The 19,792-nt window shown below is 60.2% G+C and carries 20 protein-coding genes, 2 tRNA genes and 1 riboswitch; of the genes, 10 read left to right on the forward strand and 12 right to left on the reverse strand.

Annotated elements, in window-relative coordinates:
• Nucleotides 1-36 precede the first annotated feature (36 nt).
• Together GUC32_RS15415 and GUC32_RS15420 are read left to right on the forward strand one after the other, a co-directional pair.
• Nucleotides 37-2,409, forward strand: a complete 2,373-nt coding sequence (locus GUC32_RS15415; RefSeq protein ID WP_025303386.1) for a glucose/quinate/shikimate family membrane-bound PQQ-dependent dehydrogenase — start codon at nucleotides 37-39, stop codon at nucleotides 2,407-2,409.
• A gap of 409 nt (nucleotides 2,410-2,818) precedes the next feature.
• Entirely contained in the window at nucleotides 2,819-2,998 is a 180-nt protein-coding gene (locus GUC32_RS15420) for a hypothetical protein (protein WP_019453466.1), read from the forward strand.
• A 30-nt stretch (nucleotides 2,999-3,028) separates the two neighbouring features.
• Here GUC32_RS15420 and GUC32_RS15425 read toward each other — a convergent pair whose 3' ends face one another.
• The 3 genes from GUC32_RS15425 to GUC32_RS15435 form a co-directional block, all read right to left on the reverse strand.
• On the reverse strand, nucleotides 3,029-4,462 hold the full coding sequence (locus GUC32_RS15425) for an EmmdR/YeeO family multidrug/toxin efflux MATE transporter (protein WP_025303388.1): 1,434 nt from the start codon (nucleotides 4,460-4,462) through the stop codon (nucleotides 3,029-3,031).
• A gap of 113 nt (nucleotides 4,463-4,575) precedes the next feature.
• Nucleotides 4,576-4,974 (reverse strand): type II secretion system pilot lipoprotein GspS, encoded by a 399-nt coding sequence (gene gspS / locus GUC32_RS15430; protein ID WP_049209458.1) that lies wholly within the window; start codon nucleotides 4,972-4,974, stop codon nucleotides 4,576-4,578.
• A gap of 76 nt (nucleotides 4,975-5,050) precedes the next feature.
• Nucleotides 5,051-5,251 (reverse strand): hypothetical protein, encoded by a 201-nt coding sequence (locus tag GUC32_RS15435; RefSeq protein WP_016927170.1) that lies wholly within the window; start codon nucleotides 5,249-5,251, stop codon nucleotides 5,051-5,053.
• A 183-nt stretch (nucleotides 5,252-5,434) separates the two neighbouring features.
• On the opposite strand from GUC32_RS15435, the gene GUC32_RS15440 reads away from it, so the two are divergent.
• Nucleotides 5,435-5,767 carry an NIPSNAP family protein gene (locus GUC32_RS15440; protein WP_060447869.1) on the forward strand — a complete coding sequence of 111 codons (333 nt, stop codon included), beginning with the start codon at nucleotides 5,435-5,437 and terminating at the stop codon, nucleotides 5,765-5,767.
• A 35-nt stretch (nucleotides 5,768-5,802) separates the two neighbouring features.
• Nucleotides 5,803-6,852: a hypothetical protein gene (locus tag GUC32_RS15445; RefSeq protein WP_127146042.1), complete on the forward strand. Its 1,050-nt coding sequence runs from the start codon at nucleotides 5,803-5,805 to the stop codon at nucleotides 6,850-6,852.
• A gap of 194 nt (nucleotides 6,853-7,046) precedes the next feature.
• Here the strand turns inward: GUC32_RS15445 and GUC32_RS15450 are convergent, their stop codons facing one another.
• The 4 genes from GUC32_RS15450 to GUC32_RS15465 all read right to left on the reverse strand — a co-directional run bounded on the left by GUC32_RS15450 (nucleotide 7,047) and on the right by GUC32_RS15465 (nucleotide 10,349).
• Entirely contained in the window at nucleotides 7,047-7,679 is a 633-nt protein-coding gene (locus tag GUC32_RS15450) for a helix-turn-helix domain-containing protein (RefSeq protein WP_025303392.1), read from the reverse strand.
• 156 nt (nucleotides 7,680-7,835) lie between these two features.
• Nucleotides 7,836-8,306: a MarR family winged helix-turn-helix transcriptional regulator gene (locus GUC32_RS15455; protein ID WP_049203986.1), complete on the reverse strand. Its 471-nt coding sequence runs from the start codon at nucleotides 8,304-8,306 to the stop codon at nucleotides 7,836-7,838.
• Entirely contained in the window at nucleotides 8,296-9,783 is a 1,488-nt protein-coding gene (locus GUC32_RS15460) for a UbiD family decarboxylase (protein ID WP_043140020.1), read from the reverse strand. Before GUC32_RS15460 ends, GUC32_RS15455 begins: the two co-directional genes overlap by 11 nt.
• Nucleotides 9,784-10,259: 476 nt before the next feature.
• Nucleotides 10,260-10,349: transfer RNA gene (locus GUC32_RS15465), tRNA-Ser, on the reverse strand.
• Nucleotides 10,350-10,441: 92 nt separating this feature from the next.
• Between GUC32_RS15465 and mtfA the strand changes: the two genes are divergently transcribed.
• Both mtfA and GUC32_RS15475 read left to right on the forward strand, forming a co-directional pair.
• Nucleotides 10,442-11,242: a DgsA anti-repressor MtfA gene (gene mtfA, locus GUC32_RS15470; protein WP_025303395.1), complete on the forward strand. Its 801-nt coding sequence runs from the start codon at nucleotides 10,442-10,444 to the stop codon at nucleotides 11,240-11,242.
• Between the two features lie 99 nt (nucleotides 11,243-11,341).
• Nucleotides 11,342-11,417: transfer RNA gene (locus GUC32_RS15475), tRNA-Asn, on the forward strand.
• A gap of 54 nt (nucleotides 11,418-11,471) precedes the next feature.
• Here GUC32_RS15475 and gap read toward each other — a convergent pair.
• The 4 genes from gap to GUC32_RS15495 all read right to left on the reverse strand — a co-directional run bounded on the left by gap (nucleotide 11,472) and on the right by GUC32_RS15495 (nucleotide 15,431).
• On the reverse strand, nucleotides 11,472-12,482 hold the full coding sequence (gap, locus tag GUC32_RS15480) for a type I glyceraldehyde-3-phosphate dehydrogenase (RefSeq protein WP_369435313.1): 1,011 nt from the start codon (nucleotides 12,480-12,482) through the stop codon (nucleotides 11,472-11,474).
• 77 nt (nucleotides 12,483-12,559) lie between these two features.
• Complete coding sequence (locus GUC32_RS15485; RefSeq protein WP_060447871.1) at nucleotides 12,560-13,534, reverse strand: GlxA family transcriptional regulator; 975 nt, start codon at nucleotides 13,532-13,534, stop codon at nucleotides 12,560-12,562.
• A 126-nt stretch (nucleotides 13,535-13,660) separates the two neighbouring features.
• Nucleotides 13,661-14,395 carry an SDR family NAD(P)-dependent oxidoreductase gene (locus GUC32_RS15490; RefSeq protein ID WP_369435314.1) on the reverse strand — a complete coding sequence of 245 codons (735 nt, stop codon included), beginning with the start codon at nucleotides 14,393-14,395 and terminating at the stop codon, nucleotides 13,661-13,663.
• A 13-nt stretch (nucleotides 14,396-14,408) separates the two neighbouring features.
• The gene (locus GUC32_RS15495; RefSeq protein WP_025303399.1) at nucleotides 14,409-15,431 is read right to left on the reverse strand and encodes an LLM class flavin-dependent oxidoreductase; all 1,023 of its coding nucleotides are present in this window, start codon (nucleotides 15,429-15,431) and stop codon (nucleotides 14,409-14,411) included.
• 149 nt (nucleotides 15,432-15,580) lie between these two features.
• A riboswitch (TPP riboswitch) is annotated at nucleotides 15,581-15,683 on the forward strand.
• A gap of 62 nt (nucleotides 15,684-15,745) precedes the next feature.
• On the opposite strand from GUC32_RS15495, the gene GUC32_RS15500 reads away from it, so the two are divergent.
• The 4 genes from GUC32_RS15500 to GUC32_RS15515 are packed head-to-tail and all read left to right on the forward strand — an operon-like array spanning nucleotide 15,746 to nucleotide 18,901.
• The gene (locus tag GUC32_RS15500; RefSeq protein ID WP_043140011.1) at nucleotides 15,746-16,429 is read left to right on the forward strand and encodes a TenA family protein; all 684 of its coding nucleotides are present in this window, start codon (nucleotides 15,746-15,748) and stop codon (nucleotides 16,427-16,429) included.
• On the forward strand, nucleotides 16,426-17,166 hold the full coding sequence (locus tag GUC32_RS15505) for an ABC transporter ATP-binding protein (protein ID WP_025303401.1): 741 nt from the start codon (nucleotides 16,426-16,428) through the stop codon (nucleotides 17,164-17,166). Before GUC32_RS15500 ends, GUC32_RS15505 begins: the two co-directional genes overlap by 4 nt.
• Entirely contained in the window at nucleotides 17,163-17,930 is a 768-nt protein-coding gene (locus GUC32_RS15510; protein WP_043140003.1) for an ABC transporter permease, read from the forward strand. Before GUC32_RS15505 ends, GUC32_RS15510 begins: the two co-directional genes overlap by 4 nt.
• Nucleotides 17,931-17,965: 35 nt before the next feature.
• A complete protein-coding gene (locus GUC32_RS15515; protein WP_049205541.1) occupies nucleotides 17,966-18,901 on the forward strand; it encodes an ABC transporter substrate-binding protein in 936 nt (311 codons plus the stop codon).
• On the opposite strand, the gene GUC32_RS15520 is transcribed toward GUC32_RS15515, so the two are convergent.
• On the reverse strand, nucleotides 18,902-19,642 hold the full coding sequence (locus GUC32_RS15520) for a transporter substrate-binding domain-containing protein (RefSeq protein WP_049205539.1): 741 nt from the start codon (nucleotides 19,640-19,642) through the stop codon (nucleotides 18,902-18,904). It abuts the gene before it with no gap.
• Between the last annotated feature and the right edge of the window lie 150 nt (nucleotides 19,643-19,792).

A 19,792-nucleotide genomic window follows, 5' to 3' on the forward strand; every position in this document is an offset into this window, starting at 1 on the left:
AAATCGGGGACTTTCATTTTTGGTAAGGGTATTGCTATGCAAAATAAAGCGTCACTATCGCCGCTTATCGTCATAACGGCGCTGTTTGCCGCGCTGAGCGGGCTTTATCTGCTCGGCGGCGGCATCTGGCTGGCCAAGTTGGGCGGTTCGCTGTATTACATCATCGCCGGGCTGGTGCTGCTGGCGACCTCCTGGCTGCTGTTCCGCCGCCGCGCCACCGCGCTGCTGCTGTACGCGGTGTTCCTGCTGGGCACCACTATTTGGGCCCTGTGGGAAGTCGGCCCGGACTTCTGGGCGCTGACGCCGCGCCTGGACGTCACCTTCTTCTTCGGCCTGTGGCTGGTGCTGCCGTTTATCTACCGTAAGCTGGTCGCCAACGGCAAATTCGCCTACGGTGCGCTGAGCGCGGCGCTGGCGATCACCGTCATCGCACTGGCCTATGCCGTATTCAACGATCCGCAAGAGATCAACGGCACCCTTGACGCCGCGCAGGTCCAGCCGAAAGACGCCACCGGCGCCGACTGGCCGGCCTATGGTCGCACCCAGGAAGGCACCCGTTACTCGCCGCTGAGCCAGATCAACGACAAAAACGTTGGCCAGCTGCAAGAAGCCTGGCGTTTCCAGACCGGCGATCTGAAGACCGCCAACGATCCGGGTGAGATCACCAACGAAGTCACGCCGATCAAGATCCGCGATACCCTTTACATGTGTACGCCGCACCAGAAGCTGTTCGCGCTGGATGCCGCCACCGGTAAAGAAAAGTGGAAATTTGATCCGCAGCTGAAGTACAACCCGACCTTCCAGCACATCACCTGCCGCGGCGTGTCTTACCACGAAACCGCTGCAGCCGCGGGCGCCGCCGGCGATGCCGCACCGGCGATGTGCGCACGCCGCATCATTCTGCCGGTCAACGACGGCCGCCTGTTCGCGCTGGACGCCGAAACCGGCAAACCGTGCCCGGACTTCGCCAACAACGGCGAGCTGAACCTGCAGAGCAACATGCCGTATGCGACGCCGGGCCACTACGAGCCGACCTCGCCGCCGGTGATCACCGATAACGTGATCGTCGTTGCCGGTGCCGTGACCGACAACTACTCCAACCGTGAGCCTTCCGGCGTGATCCGCGGCTTCGACATCAACAGCGGCAAGCTGCTGTGGGCCTTCGATCCGGGCGCGAAAGATCCGAACGCCATCCCGGCGGACGAGCACCATTTCGTGCCGAACTCGCCGAACTCTTGGGCGCCGGCCGCCTATGACGCCAAGCTGGATATCGTCTATCTGCCGATGGGCGTCGCCACGCCGGACATCTGGGGCGGCAACCGCACCCCGGAAATGGAGCGCTACGCCAGCGGCCTGCTGGCGCTGAACGCCTCCACCGGCAAACTGGCCTGGTTCTATCAGACGGTCCACCACGACCTGTGGGATATGGACGTGCCGGCGCAGCCGACCCTGGCGGACATTACCGACAAGAGCGGTAAAAAAGTGCCGGTGATCTATGTGCCGACCAAAACCGGCAACATCTTCGTGCTGAACCGCACCAACGGCGAGCTGGTGGTGCCGGCGCCGGAGAAACCTGTACCTCAGGGCCCGGCCAAAGGCGACCGCCTGTCACCGACCCAGCCGTTCTCCGAGCTGACCTTCCGTCCTGAGAAGAAGCTGACCGGTGCGGACATGTGGGGCGCGACCATCTATGACCAGCTAGTCTGCCGCGTGATGTTCCACAGCCTGCGCTATGAAGGCACCTTCACCCCGCCTTCCGAGCAGGGCACGCTGGTGTTCCCGGGTAACCTGGGCATGTTCGAGTGGGGCGGCCTGGCCGTCGATACCGATCGCGAAATCGCCATCGCCAACCCGATCGCGCTGCCGTTCGTCTCCAAACTGATCCCGCGCGGCCCAGGCAACCCGATTGAGCCGCCGGAAGGCGACAAAGGCGGCAGCGGCACCGAATCCGGCGTACAGCCGCAATATGGCGTGCCGTTCGGCGTTACCCTGAACCCGTTCCTGTCACCATTCGGCCTGCCGTGCAAACAGCCGGCCTGGGGTTACATTTCCGCCGTGGATCTGAAAACCAACGACATCGTGTGGAAAAAACGCATCGGCACCGTGCGCGACAGCTCACCGCTGCCACTGCCGTTCAAAATGGGCATGCCGATGCTGGGCGGCCCGGTAACCACCGCCGGTAACGTGTTCTTCATCGGCGCCACCGCAGACAACTACCTGCGCGCCTTCAGCGTGACCAACGGTGAAAAACTGTGGGAAGCGCGCTTGCCGGCCGGCGGCCAGGCGACGCCGATGACCTATGAGGTCAATGGCAAGCAGTACGTGCTGATCTACGCCGGCGGCCACGGTTCCTTCGGCACCAAGCTGGGCGACTATGTGATCGCTTACGCCCTGCCCGATCAGAAGTAACCACCGCCGTTAGTACCTCGCAAAGCACGCCGCAAGGCGTGCTTTTTCTTTTCCCTCCCCGCTGACACCCCTCTCGCAATACCCTTAATTTTTTCACTTTCATTATTGATAATGGTTATCATTCGCAATATTATGAATACATGGCCCCGGCAGCGGCCTGCAATCCTACTCCAGCTTAATGGTAATACTACGATCAGCCGCCTGCGGGCGGCCTTATTCGGAGGCGCATGGTCGACCATACTCGGAAGCATAGAAAGAAAATTCTGCAAGCGGCGGTGAACACGCGGCGCGCCGGCCTGCCGTTCGCAGCGGATCCCCCTGTCGCCCCGCCCTTTATTGGCTTGGCCCATCAGACGGAGGCGGTGCTGGTGCACCTAGTCGGCCATGATGACGTACAGGAGAAGCATAAATGAACCTGCAACCCTTTACCGCCATGCTGATGTTCGCCTACGTGCTGCTGATGGTGCCGCTGCTCTACGTCATCGACAGCCGACTGAGCGCCAGCAGACTGGTGCGCAAGGCCACGCAAAACGTCATTATTATCGCGTTGACGCTGTTGTTCTTCAGCGCGATGACGCTTTTATACTGAGGCCATCTCGCCGGTGCCCCGCGGCCGACGTTACTCGGCCTCCCGGCGTTTGGCCCGCGGATATTTCCACAGCCAGCGCCCGCTGATCATGCGCCAGTAGAACAAGGCGCCGCGCACCGCCCAATCGAAGAACATCCCCAACCAGACACCCACCACGCCCATGCCCAGTTCGATACCCAGCACATAGCCAGCCACCACACGGCAGCCCCACATGCCGAGCATCGTCACCCACATGGCAAAGCGGGCGTCGCGCGCGCCTTTCAGCCCGGCAGGCAACACCCATGAAGCGGCCCAGATCGGCATAAAGGCGGCGTTGAGCCAAATCAGGGTTTTCACCACCGTTTTCACATCATCCTGCGAGGTATAAAACGCGGCGAATACCCCGGCCAGCGGCGCCGTGCCCCAGGCGATGGCGGTCAGCCCAAGGGTCGATAGCCAGAAAATATGGCGCAGCTGCCGTTCCGCCTGACCGATCTCGCCCTTGCCGAGCCGCCGACCGACGATGATGGTCGAGGCCGATCCCAATGCGTTGCCCGGCAAGTTAATCAACGAAGCGATGGAGAAGGCGATGAAGTTGCCGGCGATAACGTTGGTGCCCATGCCGGCGACAAACATCTGCGTCAACAGCTTGCCGCCGTTGAACAGCACCGATTCGACGCTGGCGGGAATGCCGATCCCCAACACTTCCCACAGGATGCTCATCTTGAGCGGCGTGAAATAACTTTTCAGCGTAATGTGCAGCGCCGGATTAAAGCCGATCGCCAGCACATAGAGGATGGCGATGGCGCCGATATAGCGGGAAATCGTCAGCCCCAGCCCGGCGCCGACAAAGCCCAGCCCGTGCCAGCCGAGCATGCCGTAAATCAGGATGCTGCTGATGATGATATTGAGGATATTCATGCCACCATTGATCAGCAGCGGGATCTTGGTATTACCCGCGCCGCGCAACGCGCCGCTGCCGATCAGCGCAATCGCCGCCGCCGGGTAGCTCCACACCGTGGTCTGCAGGTAAGAAAGCGCCAGCGCTTTCACCTCCGGCGACGCCGCGCCGGCGATCACATCGATGATCGATTCGCCCGCCAGGTGAATGCCCGCCGCCAACAGCACCGCCACGCCGGTCATCAAGACCAGCGACTGACGCGCCGCCGCCCGCGCACGCCGGCGATCGCGCTTGCCGAGGCTGAAGGCCACCACCACGGTGGTGCCGAGATCCACCGCGGCAAAAAAGGCAATGATCACCATGTTGAAGCTGTCCGCCAGCCCCACCCCGGCCATCGCCTCTTTGCCGAGCCAGCTCACCAGAAAGGTGCTCAGCACCCCCATCAGCAAAACGCAGGCATTCTCCAGAAAGATCGGCACCGCCAGCGGCGTGATTTCGCGCCAGAACAGCACGCGGTAGCTTTTCCGTTTGGCGTACCAGGGCGTATTTTCCACGCGCTGACGCAGTGCGGCATACAGATTCAAGGTGGGCTCGATGGATAAAAGTGAAACATCATTTCAAATGATGATCGATAAATCGTTATCCTGCAAAGAATTTTTAGGCGCCCGTAACGAGCGCCCGACAGGCTTACCCAACGCTACTCCATGTAGTCTTCCTGATCGGCCTGCGCCGCCGCGATAAAACGCGCGGTACTGCGGCTGAGCGTGGCGCATTTGTCCGTCAGCAGCTGATTGTCCTGCTGCAGAGTCAGGTAACGCGCCTGGGTGAGCGTCGGCAACTGTCGATACCCTACCGCATGCGTATCCCAGCCGCGATGCTGCGCCGCACGCATCGCGGTGCGTTGCAATTTCACGTCGTCCGGCACGTCGCTGCGCCCGCAGTCCACGCGCAGGAAATGCCCGCCGGCCAGCATCAGAGCGATGTGATCCAATTGCGCCTGCAGCGGCGGCGCCGGTCGATGCGCCGTCTGCTGACAACCCGCAAGCAGCAGCAACGCCACCGCGCCGCAAAGAGACGTGCGAAACAGAGTAGACATGGGCGCTCCCGGAAACCTGTGGGTGATGCAATGATCTTAGGTGAGCGGATGCCGGGCGGCAAGGCGGGCAGCGCGCTTAGCGCCGGCCGCTGCTGACCTTGGTGGCGCGAGCGGGGTTGCCGGCGACAAATTCCAGCGTAGGGGAATAATAAAACGGCAGCCAGGCGTTATAGCCGCTCTCCCACTCCCATTTGACCGGGCAGGGCCACAGCATGTCTTCATGCAGGATGTAATAAATCCACCGCCCGGGCGGACGACGGGGTTTGCGCATTTTCATAGCGAGTACGACGGCCTGATGACGTGCGATAAGGTGAACTGCTGCATTTTACCGCGATTTGGGTCGCGGGGACAGCAGCTAAAACTACCATGACACCTAAGCATCTGTACCTGTACAGCGAAAATACTGTTTGTAAATACAGTACTCAGTATGGCATTATTATTTAAAACCCAAGGAGGGAATATGAAGATTATTGAGATAATTTTATATACTTTAAAACCTAATAGTGGATTACGATTTCATAACATCATGAAAGATATTAGTATACCGCTACACATACGCTACGGAATAGATGTCATCGATTATGGGAATTCCCTACACGCTACTGATTCTTATTATTTAATACGCGCTTATGACAGTTTGGAGCATCTCAAATCCGCCCAAGAAGAGTTCTATAATAGTTCTGAGTGGAGAAATGGTCCGCGAGAATCCATCATCGAATTGATTGTCGTCAGTGTTAAATCAGTGATGGAGTGGGAAGATAGAGTTATCAACCAATTACGAGCCGATCAATAGAGTCACTTTACCCACTAAATATAGGAGATAGTCTGATGGAGACAGGCCCAGAGAATTCATTCGAAAAACTAATTAACATAATAAAGAAAAACTATGGATGGATTATAGGTATCTTGTCACCGATATCAATTCTACTATGCTTCCTAACCTTGTGGACTTACACCCGGTACATTGGCAGACCTGATATATTTGGTGAATCTATTGAGGCAACCCCACAAACGATATTAATACTTTTCACTGCAACACTCTCTTTGATGGCTTTTACTTTCTTGATTTTCGCCCCCTCTATCTTTCTTGTACAAGGCAGATTAGGATTGGTCATAAGCAATAATAACAGAAAAAAATCAGTCTGGTATATTTTAGCTATTACAGTAGTAAATATGATTTTACTCGCCCTATCTTTGTTAAACTCCTGGACATCAAATAACTCTGCGCTCTGGCTAGCTCCAGGTGCCATATCATCGTTACTTTTAACTTGGTTGTTATTGAAAAAAAATCCTTATCTCACCACTGGATTTTGGACAAGCTTGTTTATCACGGGAAGTTCTTTATTTATATCAGCCGCCTGTTCTACGTCTTCATTACTACTGATATATGCCGACAATCAAGATAGCGCCCCCTTCTTACTGATATTACTGTGGCTTTCCATTATGTTCCTGTCTCTTACACCTGGACTGATCTATCTTTATTCCGAAAGCAATAGCACTGCCATTAAAATGAAACGAATCTCTCTTGGTATAAGCACCGTCACAATGTTGATCATTTTATTCGCGCCATCATTAATTAATCATGTTTCTCATAGGGCTATGAGCATTGCCCGGTTAATTGACCTTCAACCCAGATATTATCAAGTATCTCAAAGTAGCTATAACACCTCCAACCTTGACAAAGTAGAATGGAATATTGACAACATCAATAAAAACAGCTATCGAATTATAGCGTTTAGTCTATATAGTTTTGGCAGCAAACGTTTATTATGTCCATTCCCCTTGAATAAAAAACCCATACCAGAATTGAGAAAATATACGCACCAATGCATACTCTTTGATAAATCCGCACTTAAAACGTTGAATAGATTTATATAAAAATAGAATAAAAGGTGTTTAACCAAAACGTAAAAAACCCCAAATAAATTATTAACCAGCCACCAACCACATGTAGTTAAATAACGGCTACAACATCAGCTTTGATATTTTTATCGCCAAGCTTATTGGCTTTGCATCGCATAAATAAATGCGAAATAAAGTATTTAACTTCTGAACAAGTAACCAACCAGTCATCAACTCTCGGCCAGGCGGTACACTGGGACCTTGCGCGTCGTGCCGGTCAGGGTGTCGAAGATCTCCGTTTCCGCCGTCACGATCGCCATGCCAGTTTTTCTTAGCCTGCGCACCTCGGCAGCAATGCGCTGGATGCCGAACCAAAACAAGCCATCCAGCGCCGTCACCGGCAACCCTTGCTCCAGCGCCAGCTTAAGCCGCTCACGCGGCGCCTTGAGCGCTTTGGCAATTTCCCGGTAAGGCAGCGCATCCACGCCCGACGCAGATGTTCGGTGAATACGGGTCGACAGGCCGTATTGGAAAGCCTCCGGCACGCCGCTCAAATCGCTTTTCAGGCTGTAGACACAGCCAAAGCGCTTGCCGTTGAACACCACATTTTTTTGACTGATTGACAACTCATCACGCAGGCCGGCAATCAGCTGCGGTGCCCGCACCAGCAATAAGCGAAATGGCAATTCGAAACTGGTCACGTAGTCTACATTGAGCAGCGCAATGCGCAGACGCTCTTCCGCCCCGGCCTGCGTCTCGCGGCACTCGTTCAACACCTCGCTCCACTGGTGCGCGAGCCGCGGGGCTTCATCCAGCGGCGCGAAATGGTATTTCTCGATGTGGTAGTCGATTCTTTCGTTCATGTCCGTTGCCCCCGCGTCAGTCATCATTGCCATCAGCAAATTACCTTACCTGCGGTCAACAGTACAACACCGCATCGTGCAGCAGGATGCGGTCAAGCGGGATAAAACGGCGCCCCCCGCCACCGAGCGTTTTCTCCGCAACAGGGACCGGAATTGCTAAGGGGTATCGATAAACAACAGCATGCGTTGCAAAGCGTCATCCAGCGCACTGAGCCCCGCGTCATCCAGGCAGGCCATCAGCTGGGCGTCATAATCCGCCACCCATTGCCTCGCCTGGTCAAAAATGGGGCGAGACGCCGGCATGACGCGCAGATATACCGCGCGCTTATCTTCCGGATCGGGGAAACGCGCGACCCACCCCCGATTAACCAGTTGGGTGATCGTACGGCCTAGCGCGGTGCGATCGGTCTGCGAATGCGCTATCACCTCGCTCATGGCCACGTCGCCCGGAAAACTGTAGAGAATACGCAACGCGCGCCACTCATGGAGGCTGAGCCCTTGCAATGCGAGTAACGCAGACAGCCGTTTTTCGCGGTGACGCACCACCTCCGTCATCCTGTAAAGCGCACCGTCGGGCAATCCCATTCCCTGTCGGCCGCTATGCCTGTCTTTTTTTTCAGAACCCATACTGTTTCCAATTAGCCTCGACTTTTACCCTGACCTGTTCCGGATACGAGTGCCTGAAAGAGGCGGTACCCGCACGTGTTACGCCGCTGAACTGCTCGGGGAACAGGCAGTTGATGATGGCTTTGCCGCCGCTGCCGCGCGCCTTGTCTTCTTCCGACAGGTACGGCACCATCGGGAACTCGCGTACGTCCGGGAAAATAAAATGATCGCGCGCCGGATGTGAGCGCGTAGCCAACGCCCAAACCACCTGATTGATATCGACAATATCAATGTCATTGCCGACCAGGATCAGTTTGGGGATCAGGTAGCCCGCATGCGAACCGAAGACCGCCTCCGCCACCTTGCCGGCAAAATCCGCCGCGTTGGTCTTCATTCCGGCCAGTTTTTCGGTATCGACGGAGACCACCGCCCAACAGGTCGCCGCCTCATAGGAACACCAGACAAAGTCGACGGGCAATGCCGCGCTCTGCAGGGTCTCCAGCAGCTGGGCCGATATCATGGTGCCCCAGATCGTATGATTTTCCTCCGGTGGCGTGCCTGCGACGCAAATCGGCAAAATGGGGTCATCGCGAAACGTCATCGCGTGCACATGGAACACCGGCTGTTCATGACCCTGCTGGTGTTGATAGCCGTGATACTCCCCCATCGGCCCTTCCAGCGCCGTCTCCGTCAGGCTGATTTCACCTTCCAGCACAATTTCCGCATTGGCCGGCACCCAGAGATCGTTGGTTTCCGCTTGGGTGAGCGTGACACTTTTACCGAGCAACGCGCCGACATAGTCAGGCTCACTGACGCCGGCCGGCAACGGCATCCCCGCGACCGCCACCGCGGCAGGCGGCGCCCCGAGCACCATCGCCCACGGCGTAGGTTTCCCTTCCCGACGCCACATTTCACGGATCATGCCGATGTGCTGGGTGGGGATTGCCGGGCCGGTGAGACGATTGCGATCGAGCATCATGAGCCTGCCGATGCCCCAGCTGTGCCACTTCCCGTCCGGGGATTGCACGACATGGAACCCGTAGGTGCCAAAATAGCGCCCGCCATCCCGTTCATGCAGCAGAGGCACCGGGAAGCGTGCCAGATCAACCTCGTCACCTCGCCAAATATTCTCTTTCACCGGGCCGGTCGAACAATAATCGGGGGCAAGCGGTTCCGCCTTCACCGCCCGGCGAATCGCCGCCACGATATCTCGCGGGGAGCTCTCTGGCGGTAGGCCAAAATGGAGGGCGAGGCGAGAATAGGCATGTTCCGCAGAAGCGAGCATGCCGGCCGGCGCGCCGAGAATGCGAGCCCCCGGCATCGCGCCCGCCACATGATGAAATAGCGGAGCCGAAAGCCGTTGCTCATAGACCCGGCGGCAGACAGCCGCTATCTCCAAGTCGGCGGAAACTTCCTGATGCACGTCGACCAAATCGTTTCGGCGACGCAATTCCTCAATGAAGTGACGAAAATCCAGTGCGCAATCGAGCAAACTCATGGCAAATCCTCCAGTTTCCGGGCGTTCAGTCCCTTCTATTCCCATCGCGGCGGAGAGGAGACCGTTTTTATGTGCATGTGCATGTGCACACATATTAGTGCGCGAAAAATCGCGTGTAAATACACGCTACCCTGGAGATGTGGGGCATGTTGTCAGTCTGGCAAACGCTTCAAGGGATAGCGGAGTCAGGCCATGCACGCCCCTGCCGGCAGGCATTATCACCGTGGCGGTTTCACACCTTCAGCATGATTGGCCTGCGCCTGGCACTGGGCTTACCACAAGCGCCGCACCGGGTTTAAGCGCAACATGGCTCACAAAATGAAGAACATAATCGCAAAATGCTATTCGTTGATATTGCACGGGTTATAATGCGGAAAAGGATCTCGGCCAACGCAAACCGGTTTCAGATCGAACGGTTTACAAGCATTAGCGAAAGAAAAGGATTTTGATTCGATAGGGAACAACGAGGGGTAAAGTGGCGGAGAGAGGGGGATTTGAACCCCCGGTAGAGTTGCCCCTACTCCAGTTTTCGAGACTGGTCCGTTCAGCCGCTCCGGCATCTCTCCTAACAACGCTTGCTATCATGCCCGCTTTTACGGCATTTTTACAGCATTAGCACACCGCTGAACGTTCAAGTGACGACTTTACGAGCAACCTGATGATTAAATGGCCGTGGAAAGCGACTCAACCCTCTCAACCCCAGGCAGACACTCAGGCCCAGTGGCAGGACGCGCTGGCGATCCCGCTGCTCTCGCCGCTGAATGAGCAGGAGCAGCAGCGGCTGGTGGCCGTTGCCGGGCAGATCTTGCAGCAAAAGCGCATCGTGCCGCTGCAGGGGCTGCAGCTCACCTCGCAAATGCAGGCGCGCATCGCCCTGCTGTTCGCCTTGCCGGTGCTGGAACTCGGCGCGGAGTGCCTCGACGGCTTCAACGAAATTCTGCTCTACCCCACCCCGTTCGTGGTGGAAGACGAATGGCAGGACGAGATCGGCCTGGTGCACTCGGGGCCAGTGGTGCAGTCTGGCCAAAGCTGGGAACAGGGGCCGATCGTGCTCAACTGGCAAGACGTGCAGGACTCTTTCGATCTCTCTGGTTTCAATCTGGTGATCCACGAAGCGGTGCACAAGCTGGATATGCGCAACGGCGGCGTCGCCACCGGCGTACCGCCGATCCCACTGCGCGAGGTGGCCGCCTGGGAGCACGATCTGCACGCCGCGATGGAAAGCCTGCAGGACGAGATCGACATGGTCGGTGAAGAGGCCGCCAGCATGGATGCCTATGCCGCCACCGATGCGGCCGAGTGCTTCGCCGTGCTGTCGGAGTATTTCTTCAGCGCTCCCGAGCTGCTGGCCGAACGCTTCCCGGCGCTGTATCAGCACTTTTGCCGCTTCTACCGCCAGGATCCGCTGGCGCGCCTGTTGCGCGGCCAGGTGGAAAACGACGCGCAATGGGCTGATTGACGGGCTTATTGCTCAGATACCGAGCAGTCACACCGCCTGGGGCAATTTAGCGTTGACACACCCGGGGCCGCTGGATATCATGCGCCCCGTTCACACGATTCCTCTGTAGTTCAGTCGGTAGAACGGCGGACTGTTAATCCGTATGTCACTGGTTCGAGTCCAGTCAGAGGAGCCATATTTAGAGAAGCCCGCTTAAGGAAACTTAAGCGGGCTTTTTGCTATGGGGCGTTTACAGCCCGCGTTTTTCCATCAGCAGCGCCAGATCGACCAACCGATTGGAGAAGCCCCATTCGTTGTCATACCAGGCGAGCACTTTCACCAGATTGCCGCCGATCACCAGCGTGGACAGCCCGTCGATGATCGACGAACGCGCATCACCCCGGTAGTCGCTCGACACCAGCGGTTCATCGCTGTAGCCCAGGATCCCTTTCAGCGGGCCGGATGCCGCCGCCGCGCGGAAAGCGGCGTTAATCTCTTCCACCGTCGCCGGGCGTTTCAGCGTCACCGTCAGATCGACGATCGAGACGACCGGCACCGGCACCCGCAGCGAGTAACCGGTCAACCTGCCGTCGAGATCCGGGATCACCTTGCCGAGCGCCTTGGCCGCGCCGCTGGAATAAGGCACGATCGATTCCGCCGCCGCCCGCGCGCCGCGCAGATCTTTTTCCGGCTGATCGTGCAGCGCCTGGCTATTGGTATAGGCGTGAGTAGTGTTCATCAGCCCGTATTCGATGCCGAACGCCTGATGCAGCACCTGCGCGGCGGGCGCCAGCCCGTTAGTGGTGCAGCTGCCGTTGCTGACCACTTTATGCAGCGCCGGATCGTAGAGCTGGTCGTTAACCCCCATGACGATGGTGATGTCGTCGTTCTTGGCCGGCGCCGAGATAATCACCCGCTTGGCGCCGCCGTGCGTGATGTGCACTTCCGCCTTGGCCTTGTCGGTAAAGAAGCCCGTCGCTTCGATCACCACGTCAACGCCCACGCTGCTCCAGGGGATCTCGGCGGGATCGCGCTGCGAAAACACCTGAATCGGCCGGCCGTCCAGCAGCAGCTGGTTGTCGCCGGCTTCCACCCTGGCCGCCAGCGTGCCGGAAAGCGTGTCGTATTTCAGCAGGTGCGCCAGCGTTTTGCTGTCCGTCAGATCGTTGATCGCCACCACTTCAAAATCGCTGCGCCCCAGCGCCGCGCGCAGCACGTGGCGTCCGATCCTGCCAAATCCATTAATGCCTACTCTCACCATGATGCACTCCTCGTTTTGGGCTTTGCCTCGACTCTAGCCCTGCCCCGAGGCGGCGTAAATGACGTTTACCGATCAATTTACGCCAAATTGCGCGCATGGAAGCGTTCGCGGTATTCGCTCGGGGTCAGCTGCAGTTTGCGCTCAAACACCCGCCGTAGGTTAAGGCCGTTGCCAAAGCCGGTGGCCAGGGCGATCTGCTCGATGCCTTGCGCACTCTGCTCCAGGCGCTGCCTGGCGGTATGCAACCGGCCTTCTTCGACGAATTTGGCGGGAGAAATGCCCGTCTCGCGGGTGAATACGCGGGTAAAGTTGCGCGGGCTCATCGCCACGCGTTCGGCCAACCGTTCGACGCTGAGATCGTCGGCGAGGTTTTCCAGGATCCAGGACTGCAGGTCGCGGATCGGGCCCGGCGATTTGGCCTGGTTGAGCGGGTAGCGGCTGAACTGCGCCTGCCCGCCGGGGCGGCGCAGAAACATCACCAGATCCTGCGCCACTTCGCGCGCCTGCACGAAGCCGTAATCATCCTCCACCAGCGCCAGCGTCAGATCGAAGCCGGAACTGACGCCGCCGGAGGTCCAAATCGGCCCGTCCTGCACGTAGATCGGGCCGTTTTCAACCTGCACCCGCGGGAAGCGCGCCTGCAGCGTTTCCGCCAGCCGCCAGTGGGTAGTCGCCCGCCGCCCGTCCAGCAACCCGGCCTCGGCCAGCAGCAGAGCCCCGCCGCAAACCGAAGCGATACGGCGCGTCTGCGGCGCCGCGCGGCGCAGCCAATCCGCCACCAGGGCGCCCTCTTCTTCGGTTGCCCCCTTGCCGGCAACAATGACGGTATCGCGCGGCAGGGCCGGATCGAGATCCGCCAGGCGATGGTCAGCCAACAGGCTCAGCCCGGACAGGCCGTGCACCACCCGGTGAGATTGCGTAGTGGCGACCGCGATCTGATACAGCGGCGTCTCGGCGGAACTCAGGCGATTAGCCTGCATCAGGATATCGGCGATGCCCGCCGCTTCGAACAGCATGCCCCCTTCAGGGACGATAATCAGGAATGTATGCATGGCGATAATTACAAGAAAGAGCAAAACAGGCCAGACAACCACTGTATAAGAAAAGCGCCGCGGGTTCACCCTGCGGGCATAAAAAAGCCCGCCGATAACCTCGACGGGCCTGGGAGGAATAGCCATTCAAACCTGCGGCAAGCTCACCCCGCCGGCGCGCGCCAATTGCGCCAGCACCGCCGTTTGAAACGCCTCGTCGTGTACCGCTGCATGGGGTTCGAGGCGCTGCTGATGGTGCCAATAGCCGCCGGACGCCAGGGCCTGCGGTTCATCGCTGCTCACCAGCCACGCCTGCGTCACATGCCCCAGCGCCAGATCGTCGGGCGCGTCCGCGCCGCCCATTTTGGTTGGCACCCAACCGGGATCGACCGCGCTGCTGATCACGTCAGGCCACAGGCGCGCCACGGCGGCGGCCAGCGCGGTGACGAACAGTTTGCTGTCCGAATAAGAGCCTGCGGCGCCGCCAAGCCAATCCACGCCGTTCAGTTCCGCCACGCCGTCAAAGTGCATACTGCTGCTCAGATAGACGATACGCTTGGGGCGTTCGATCAGGGCCGTCAGCAGGTAGGGCGCTATGACGTTCACCGGCATCACCTGCGGTCCGGTAAACATACCGGCATTGTGGATCACCGCGTCCGGGCGACCGAGGCGATTGACCTGCTCGGCGAGCTGCCGGATCTGCTGCACATCGGACAGATCGCCGATCGTCGCCTGTGCACCGCGATCCAGCAGATCGCGCACCGCGTCCAGACGGCCGGGCTCACGCGCATGCAGAATCACCTGATGCCCTTCGTCCAACAGCGTTTGCGCGGCGGCGCGGCCCAGCCCGTCCACCGAGCCGGTAATGAAAATGCGTGACATCCAGCTCCTCCGTTTAGCGCCAGCCGAGCGCCGGCGCGACATGGGTTAAAATCGATTCGATAACGTGGGCGTTGTAATCCACGCCCAGTTGGTTAGGCACGGTCAGCAGCAAGGTATCCGCTTCGGCGATGGCCTCGTCCTGCGCCAGCTGTTCGATCAGCGCGTCAGGTTCTGCGGCGTAACTGCGGCCAAAGATCGCCCGGGTTTGCGCATCGATATACCCCAGTTGGTCGCCTTCCTTACCGCTGCCGCCGAAGTAGTTGCGATCCCGCTGATCCACCAGCGCGAAGATGCTACGGCTCACGGAAACCCGCGGCTCATGCGTGTGGCCGGCCTCTTGCCAGGCGGCGCGGTAGGCGCGGATCTGCTTGGCTTGCTGGATGTGGAAGGGTTCGCCGGTCTCGTCGTTCTTGAGCGTCGAGCTTTGCAGGTGCATGCCGAGCTTCGCCGCCCAGACGGCGGTGGCATTGGAGCCGGCGCCCCACCAGATGCGGTCGCGCAGCCCGGCGGAAAACGGTTCCGGCCGCAGCAGCCCGGGCGGATTCGGGAACATCGGCTGCGGATTGGGCTCGGCGAACCCTTCGCCGCGCAGCGCTTCCAGGAACACTTCGGTATGGCGGCGGGCCATGTCCGCATCGGTTTCGCCGTCGGCCGGGGCATAGCCGAAATAGCGCCAGCCGTCGATCACCTGCTCCGGCGAGCCGCGGCTGATGCCGAGCTGCAGCCGCCCGCCGGCGATCAGATCCGCCGCGCCAGCGTCCTCCACCATGTACAGCGGATTTTCATAGCGCATGTCGATCACGCCGGTGCCGATCTCGATGCGTTGGGTTTTGGCGCCGATGGCGGCCAACAGCGGGAACGGCGATCCCAGCTGGCGCGCGAAGTGGTGCACGCGAAAATAGGCGCCGTCCGCCCCCAGATCTTCGGCGGCGACCGCCAGATCGATGGACTGCAGCAGCGCATCCGCCGCGGAACGGGTGCCGGACTGGGCGGAAGGCGACCAGTGGCCAAACGAGAGAAAACCAATCTTTTTCATCGGGCATCATCCTCAGAGGCAAAACATGAGCCTACAGTGACAAAAACCGCGCGCCTTGCGCCAGCAAAATCACCCTCGATCGCACTAAACGAACCGATTGCCGCCGCACCGCCCGGCGATTGTAATCAAAAAACAAATGTCGTATAACAAGCAGCTCCGAGGGGTGTCCTGTTACGGGCTGAGATGGCGCAAGCCGAACCCTTTGAACCTGATCTGGGTCATGCCAGCGAAGGGACGGTTAGGCAACAACGCTCTCACCCGTTGCCTGTTCATACCCCAGCGTGCCCGGATCTCCACTGACTCAAGGAGGTCCCATGTCCATCACCACCCTGTTCGAAAGCGGTCTTTACGGCCGGCTGCGCCACCATGCCGGCAGCCACTGGCAAGATTACGTCGATCACCCGTTTCTGCAGCAGCTGGCCGCCGGCACCTTGCCTGAACGCGCTTTTCGCCGCTACCTGACCCAGGACTATCTGTTTCTGCTGCACTTCGCCCGCGCCTACGCGCTGCTGGTCAGCAAGCTACGCACCCTGCCGGAGATGCGCGCCGCCACCGCCTCGCTCAACGGCATCGTCGCCGAACTGCCGTTGCACGTGGCCTACTGCGCCGAATGGGGGCTGAGCGAAGCGCAGATCGCCGCCCAGCCGGAAGCGGCGGAAACCATGAACTACACCCGCTACGTGCTGGATATCGGCCATGCCGGCGACGCCCTCGATCTGCTGGCCGGCCTGCTGCCCTGCGTGGCCGGCTATGCCGAAATCGGCCTGCGGCTGCTGCACGATCCCGCCACTCAGATGGAGGGCAATCCTTACGCCTCCTGGATCCGCAACTACGGCGACGAGGGCTATCTGGCCGGCGTGCGTGCCGCCATCGAACTGCTGGAAACCGTCGGCCACCAGCGCGGCGCACAAGGCCGCTTCACCGAGCTGGCGCAGATTTTCACCACCGCCACCCAGCTGGAATCGGCATTTTGGCAGATGGGGCTGAACGCCTCATGACCTCCCCGCTTCTCCCACCCGGCATCCAGGTGCGGGATCTCAGCCTGCGTTTCGGTCAGCAAATCGTCTTCGACCGGCTGAGCTTCGACATCGCCGGCGGCAGCTTCGTCGCCCTGCTCGGCGCCAGCGGCGCCGGCAAAACCAGCCTGCTGAAGATCATCGCCGGCCTGGCGCAGGCCAGTTCGGGTACGGTGACCGGCAGCGACGGTTTGCCGATCGCCGGGCGCATCGCCTACATGGGGCAAAAAGACCTGCTCTACCCGTGGCTGACCGTCGAAGAGAACGTCGCCCTCGGCTCGCGGCTGCGCGGCGAAGTGGCGGATCGGGCGTGGGTGGCGCATCTGCTCGAACGCGTAGGCCTGGCCGCGCATGGCCGCAGCCTGCCCGCCGCGCTGTCCGGCGGCATGCGCCAGCGCGCCGCCATCGCCCGCACGCTCTACGAACGCCAGCCGATCGTGCTGATGGACGAACCCTTCTCCGCATTGGACGCCATTACCCGCGCCGAGATCCAAAGCCTGGCCGCCGAGCTGCTGGCGCAAAATACCGTACTGCTGATCACCCACGATCCGATGGAGGCCTGCCGCCTGAGCCACCGGCTGCTGGTACTGTCGCCCTGGCCGCTGGGCCTCGACGATACCCACCGTATCAGCGGGCAACCGCCGCGCGCGCCGGATGACGCCGACCTGCTGAAAAGCCAGGCCGAGCTGCTGCAACAGCTGGTGAGGGCCGCGCAATGAAGATTGCCGAAGAGCGTGGCCTCACCCGCCTGCGGCGTGGGCTGACGGTGTTTGCTGGCCTGCTGCTGCTGTGGTGGCTGGCGGCGCAAAGCGGCATTCCGGCCTTTCTGCTGCCCACGCCGGGCGCGGTGGCGCAGGCGCTGTGGGACGGGCGCGGCTATCTCGCCTGGCACACGCTGGTCACGGCTTCGGAGATCGTCAGCGGGCTGGTGCTGGGCGTGCTGCTCGGCGCGGCGCTGGCGCTGTGCATGATCTTCTCGCCGCGGCTGCAGCGCTGGCTGATGCCACTGGTGCTCACCAGCCAGGCGATACCGGTGTTCGCCCTGGCGCCACTGCTGGTGCTGTGGTTCGGCTTCGGCATGAGCGCCAAGGTGGCGATGGCGGTGCTGGTGATTTTCTTCCCGGTAGTGTCGGCCTTTTTCGACGGGCTGCGCCGGGTCAACAACGACTATCTCGATCTGGCGCGCACGATGCGTGCTTCGCGCTGGGCGCAGCTGCGGCACGTGCGGCTGATGGCGGCGCTGCCGGCCTTCGGCTCCGGCCTGCGCATGGCCGCCGCCGTCGCGCCGATCGGCGCCATTATCGGCGAATGGGTCGGCTCGGCCGAAGGGCTGGGCTATGTGATGCTGAACGCCAACGCGCGCATGCAGACCGACGTCTGCTTCGCCGCGCTGTTTATTTTGGTGCTGATGACCGTGCTGCTGTGGGCCGCGGTGGATGCGCTGCTGCGGCGCCTGATCGCCTGGGCGCCGGAAAACGACTGATGATTGCAACCATAACCAGGGATAAAGGAACGACCATGATCAAACAAACCGTTTGCGGGCTGCTGCTCGGCGCCGCCCTCACCGGCCAGGCCGGCGCGGCCGACAAGCTGACGCTGGTGCTCGACTGGTACATCAACCCCGATCACGCGCCAATTATGGTGGCCGAGCAGATCGGCGCCTTCAAGGCCGCAGGGTTGGACGTCAAGATCGTGCCGCCGTCCGATCCGGCGCTGCCGCCGCGGCTGGTGGCCGCCAAACAGGCCGACCTCGCCATCACCTATCAGCCGCAGCTGCACTTCTTCGCCGATCAGGGCCTGCCACTGATGCGCGTCGGCACCCTGATCAACACGCCGCTGAATACGGTGATCGCGCTGGACAAAAACATCACGTCGCCGGCGGATCTCAAGGGCAAAACGGTGGGTTACTCGGTCAGCGGCATCGAACAGGCGACGCTGGCCACCATGGTCGAACACGAGCACCTCAAGCCGCAGGACATCAAGCTTATCAACGTCAACTTCCAGCTGACCAGCGCCCTGCTGGCGGGCCAGGTCGATGCGGTGATCGGCGGCTACCGCAACATCGAAGCGCTGGAGCTGAAGCTACAGGGTAAAGAACCGGTGGTGTTCAACGTCGAAGACTACGGCGTGCCGGCCTATGACGAGCTGATCATCGTCGCCAACCGCGATGCGGTGAACGAGCCGAAAATCCGCAAATTTCTCGCCGCGCTGAAGCAAGGCAGTGACTACCTGCACGCCCACCCGCAGGACACCTGGCTGGCATTCGCCAAGGCGCACCCAGAGCTGAATACCGAGCTGAACAAACAGGCGTGGCAAGCCAGCCTGCCGCTGTTCGCCCGCGATCCGGCCAAGTTGGATCGCGCGCGCTACCAGGCTTACGAACAGTTCCTGTTCGACAACAAGCTGATCAAGAAAATCACCCCGGTGGAACAGTACGCGGTGGAGCTCGACTGATCACGCCGAGGCGGCCGGCGGCGCTACCGTCACCTCGCCCTGGCCGCTGCGCTGCAAGGCCGCCTTCACCAACCCGTTGGCCTTGCAGCGTTCGATAAACGCGTTCACGTAGGCGGCGCCCTGCGTTTTTTGCCGCGGCACCGCCATCGCCTGGTGGATGGCGGTGAAATGCCCGTCCAGCACCCGGTAGCCGGGATGGGCGGCCGCGGCGGCCAGCAGCGGTTGACGCACGCCGGCCGCCGCCTCCAGCCCCCGTTCGAAAAACAGCGCGATCGCCTCGGCGGAGGTTGCCGCCCGCACCAGCTGCGCCTGCTGCAGCGTGCGCGATAAAAACAGATCGTACGCCGCCCCCTGACCGACCGCGATGCGCACCTCCGGCCTGTCGAGCTGCGCCACCTCAAAGTAAGGCGCGTCGTTCGCCACCAGGTAAGTCCCCTCGATGATCACGTAGGGTTCGCTAAAGGCGATTTGCGCCGCACGCACCGGCTCGATAGCCATAAACGCCAGGTTCCAGGCGCCGCTGTCCAGGTCGGCAAACACCTTGCCCGCCGCGTCATAGGTGACCAGTTCGAGCGCCACGCCCAGTTCCTGGGCCAGCGCGGCGGCCAGCTCCACCGAAGCGCCTTGCGGTTTACCGCCGGCCCCGGCCTGCGCCAGCACCGGATTGCCGTAGTTGATCGCCGCGCGCAACACGCCTTGCGGGGCCAGATCGTCGAGTACGGCGGCGGGAATCGTCTGCATACTTCCTCCTGTGAAGGGCTGATGGGCGCACCGTCGTGGCGCTCATTAAGCGTAGAGCGAAACCTCCGACCAGCAAGCTTTCGCCGCCGAGGCCGCCGTCGGCGTGATTAACGTCACACTATTGTCATAAAAATGTACAATAGCCGCCGT

The sequence above is a fragment of the Serratia sp. NGAS9 genome (assembly GCF_009905295.1).
GTDB classification, from domain to species: Bacteria; Pseudomonadota; Gammaproteobacteria; order Enterobacterales; family Enterobacteriaceae; genus Serratia; species Serratia bockelmannii.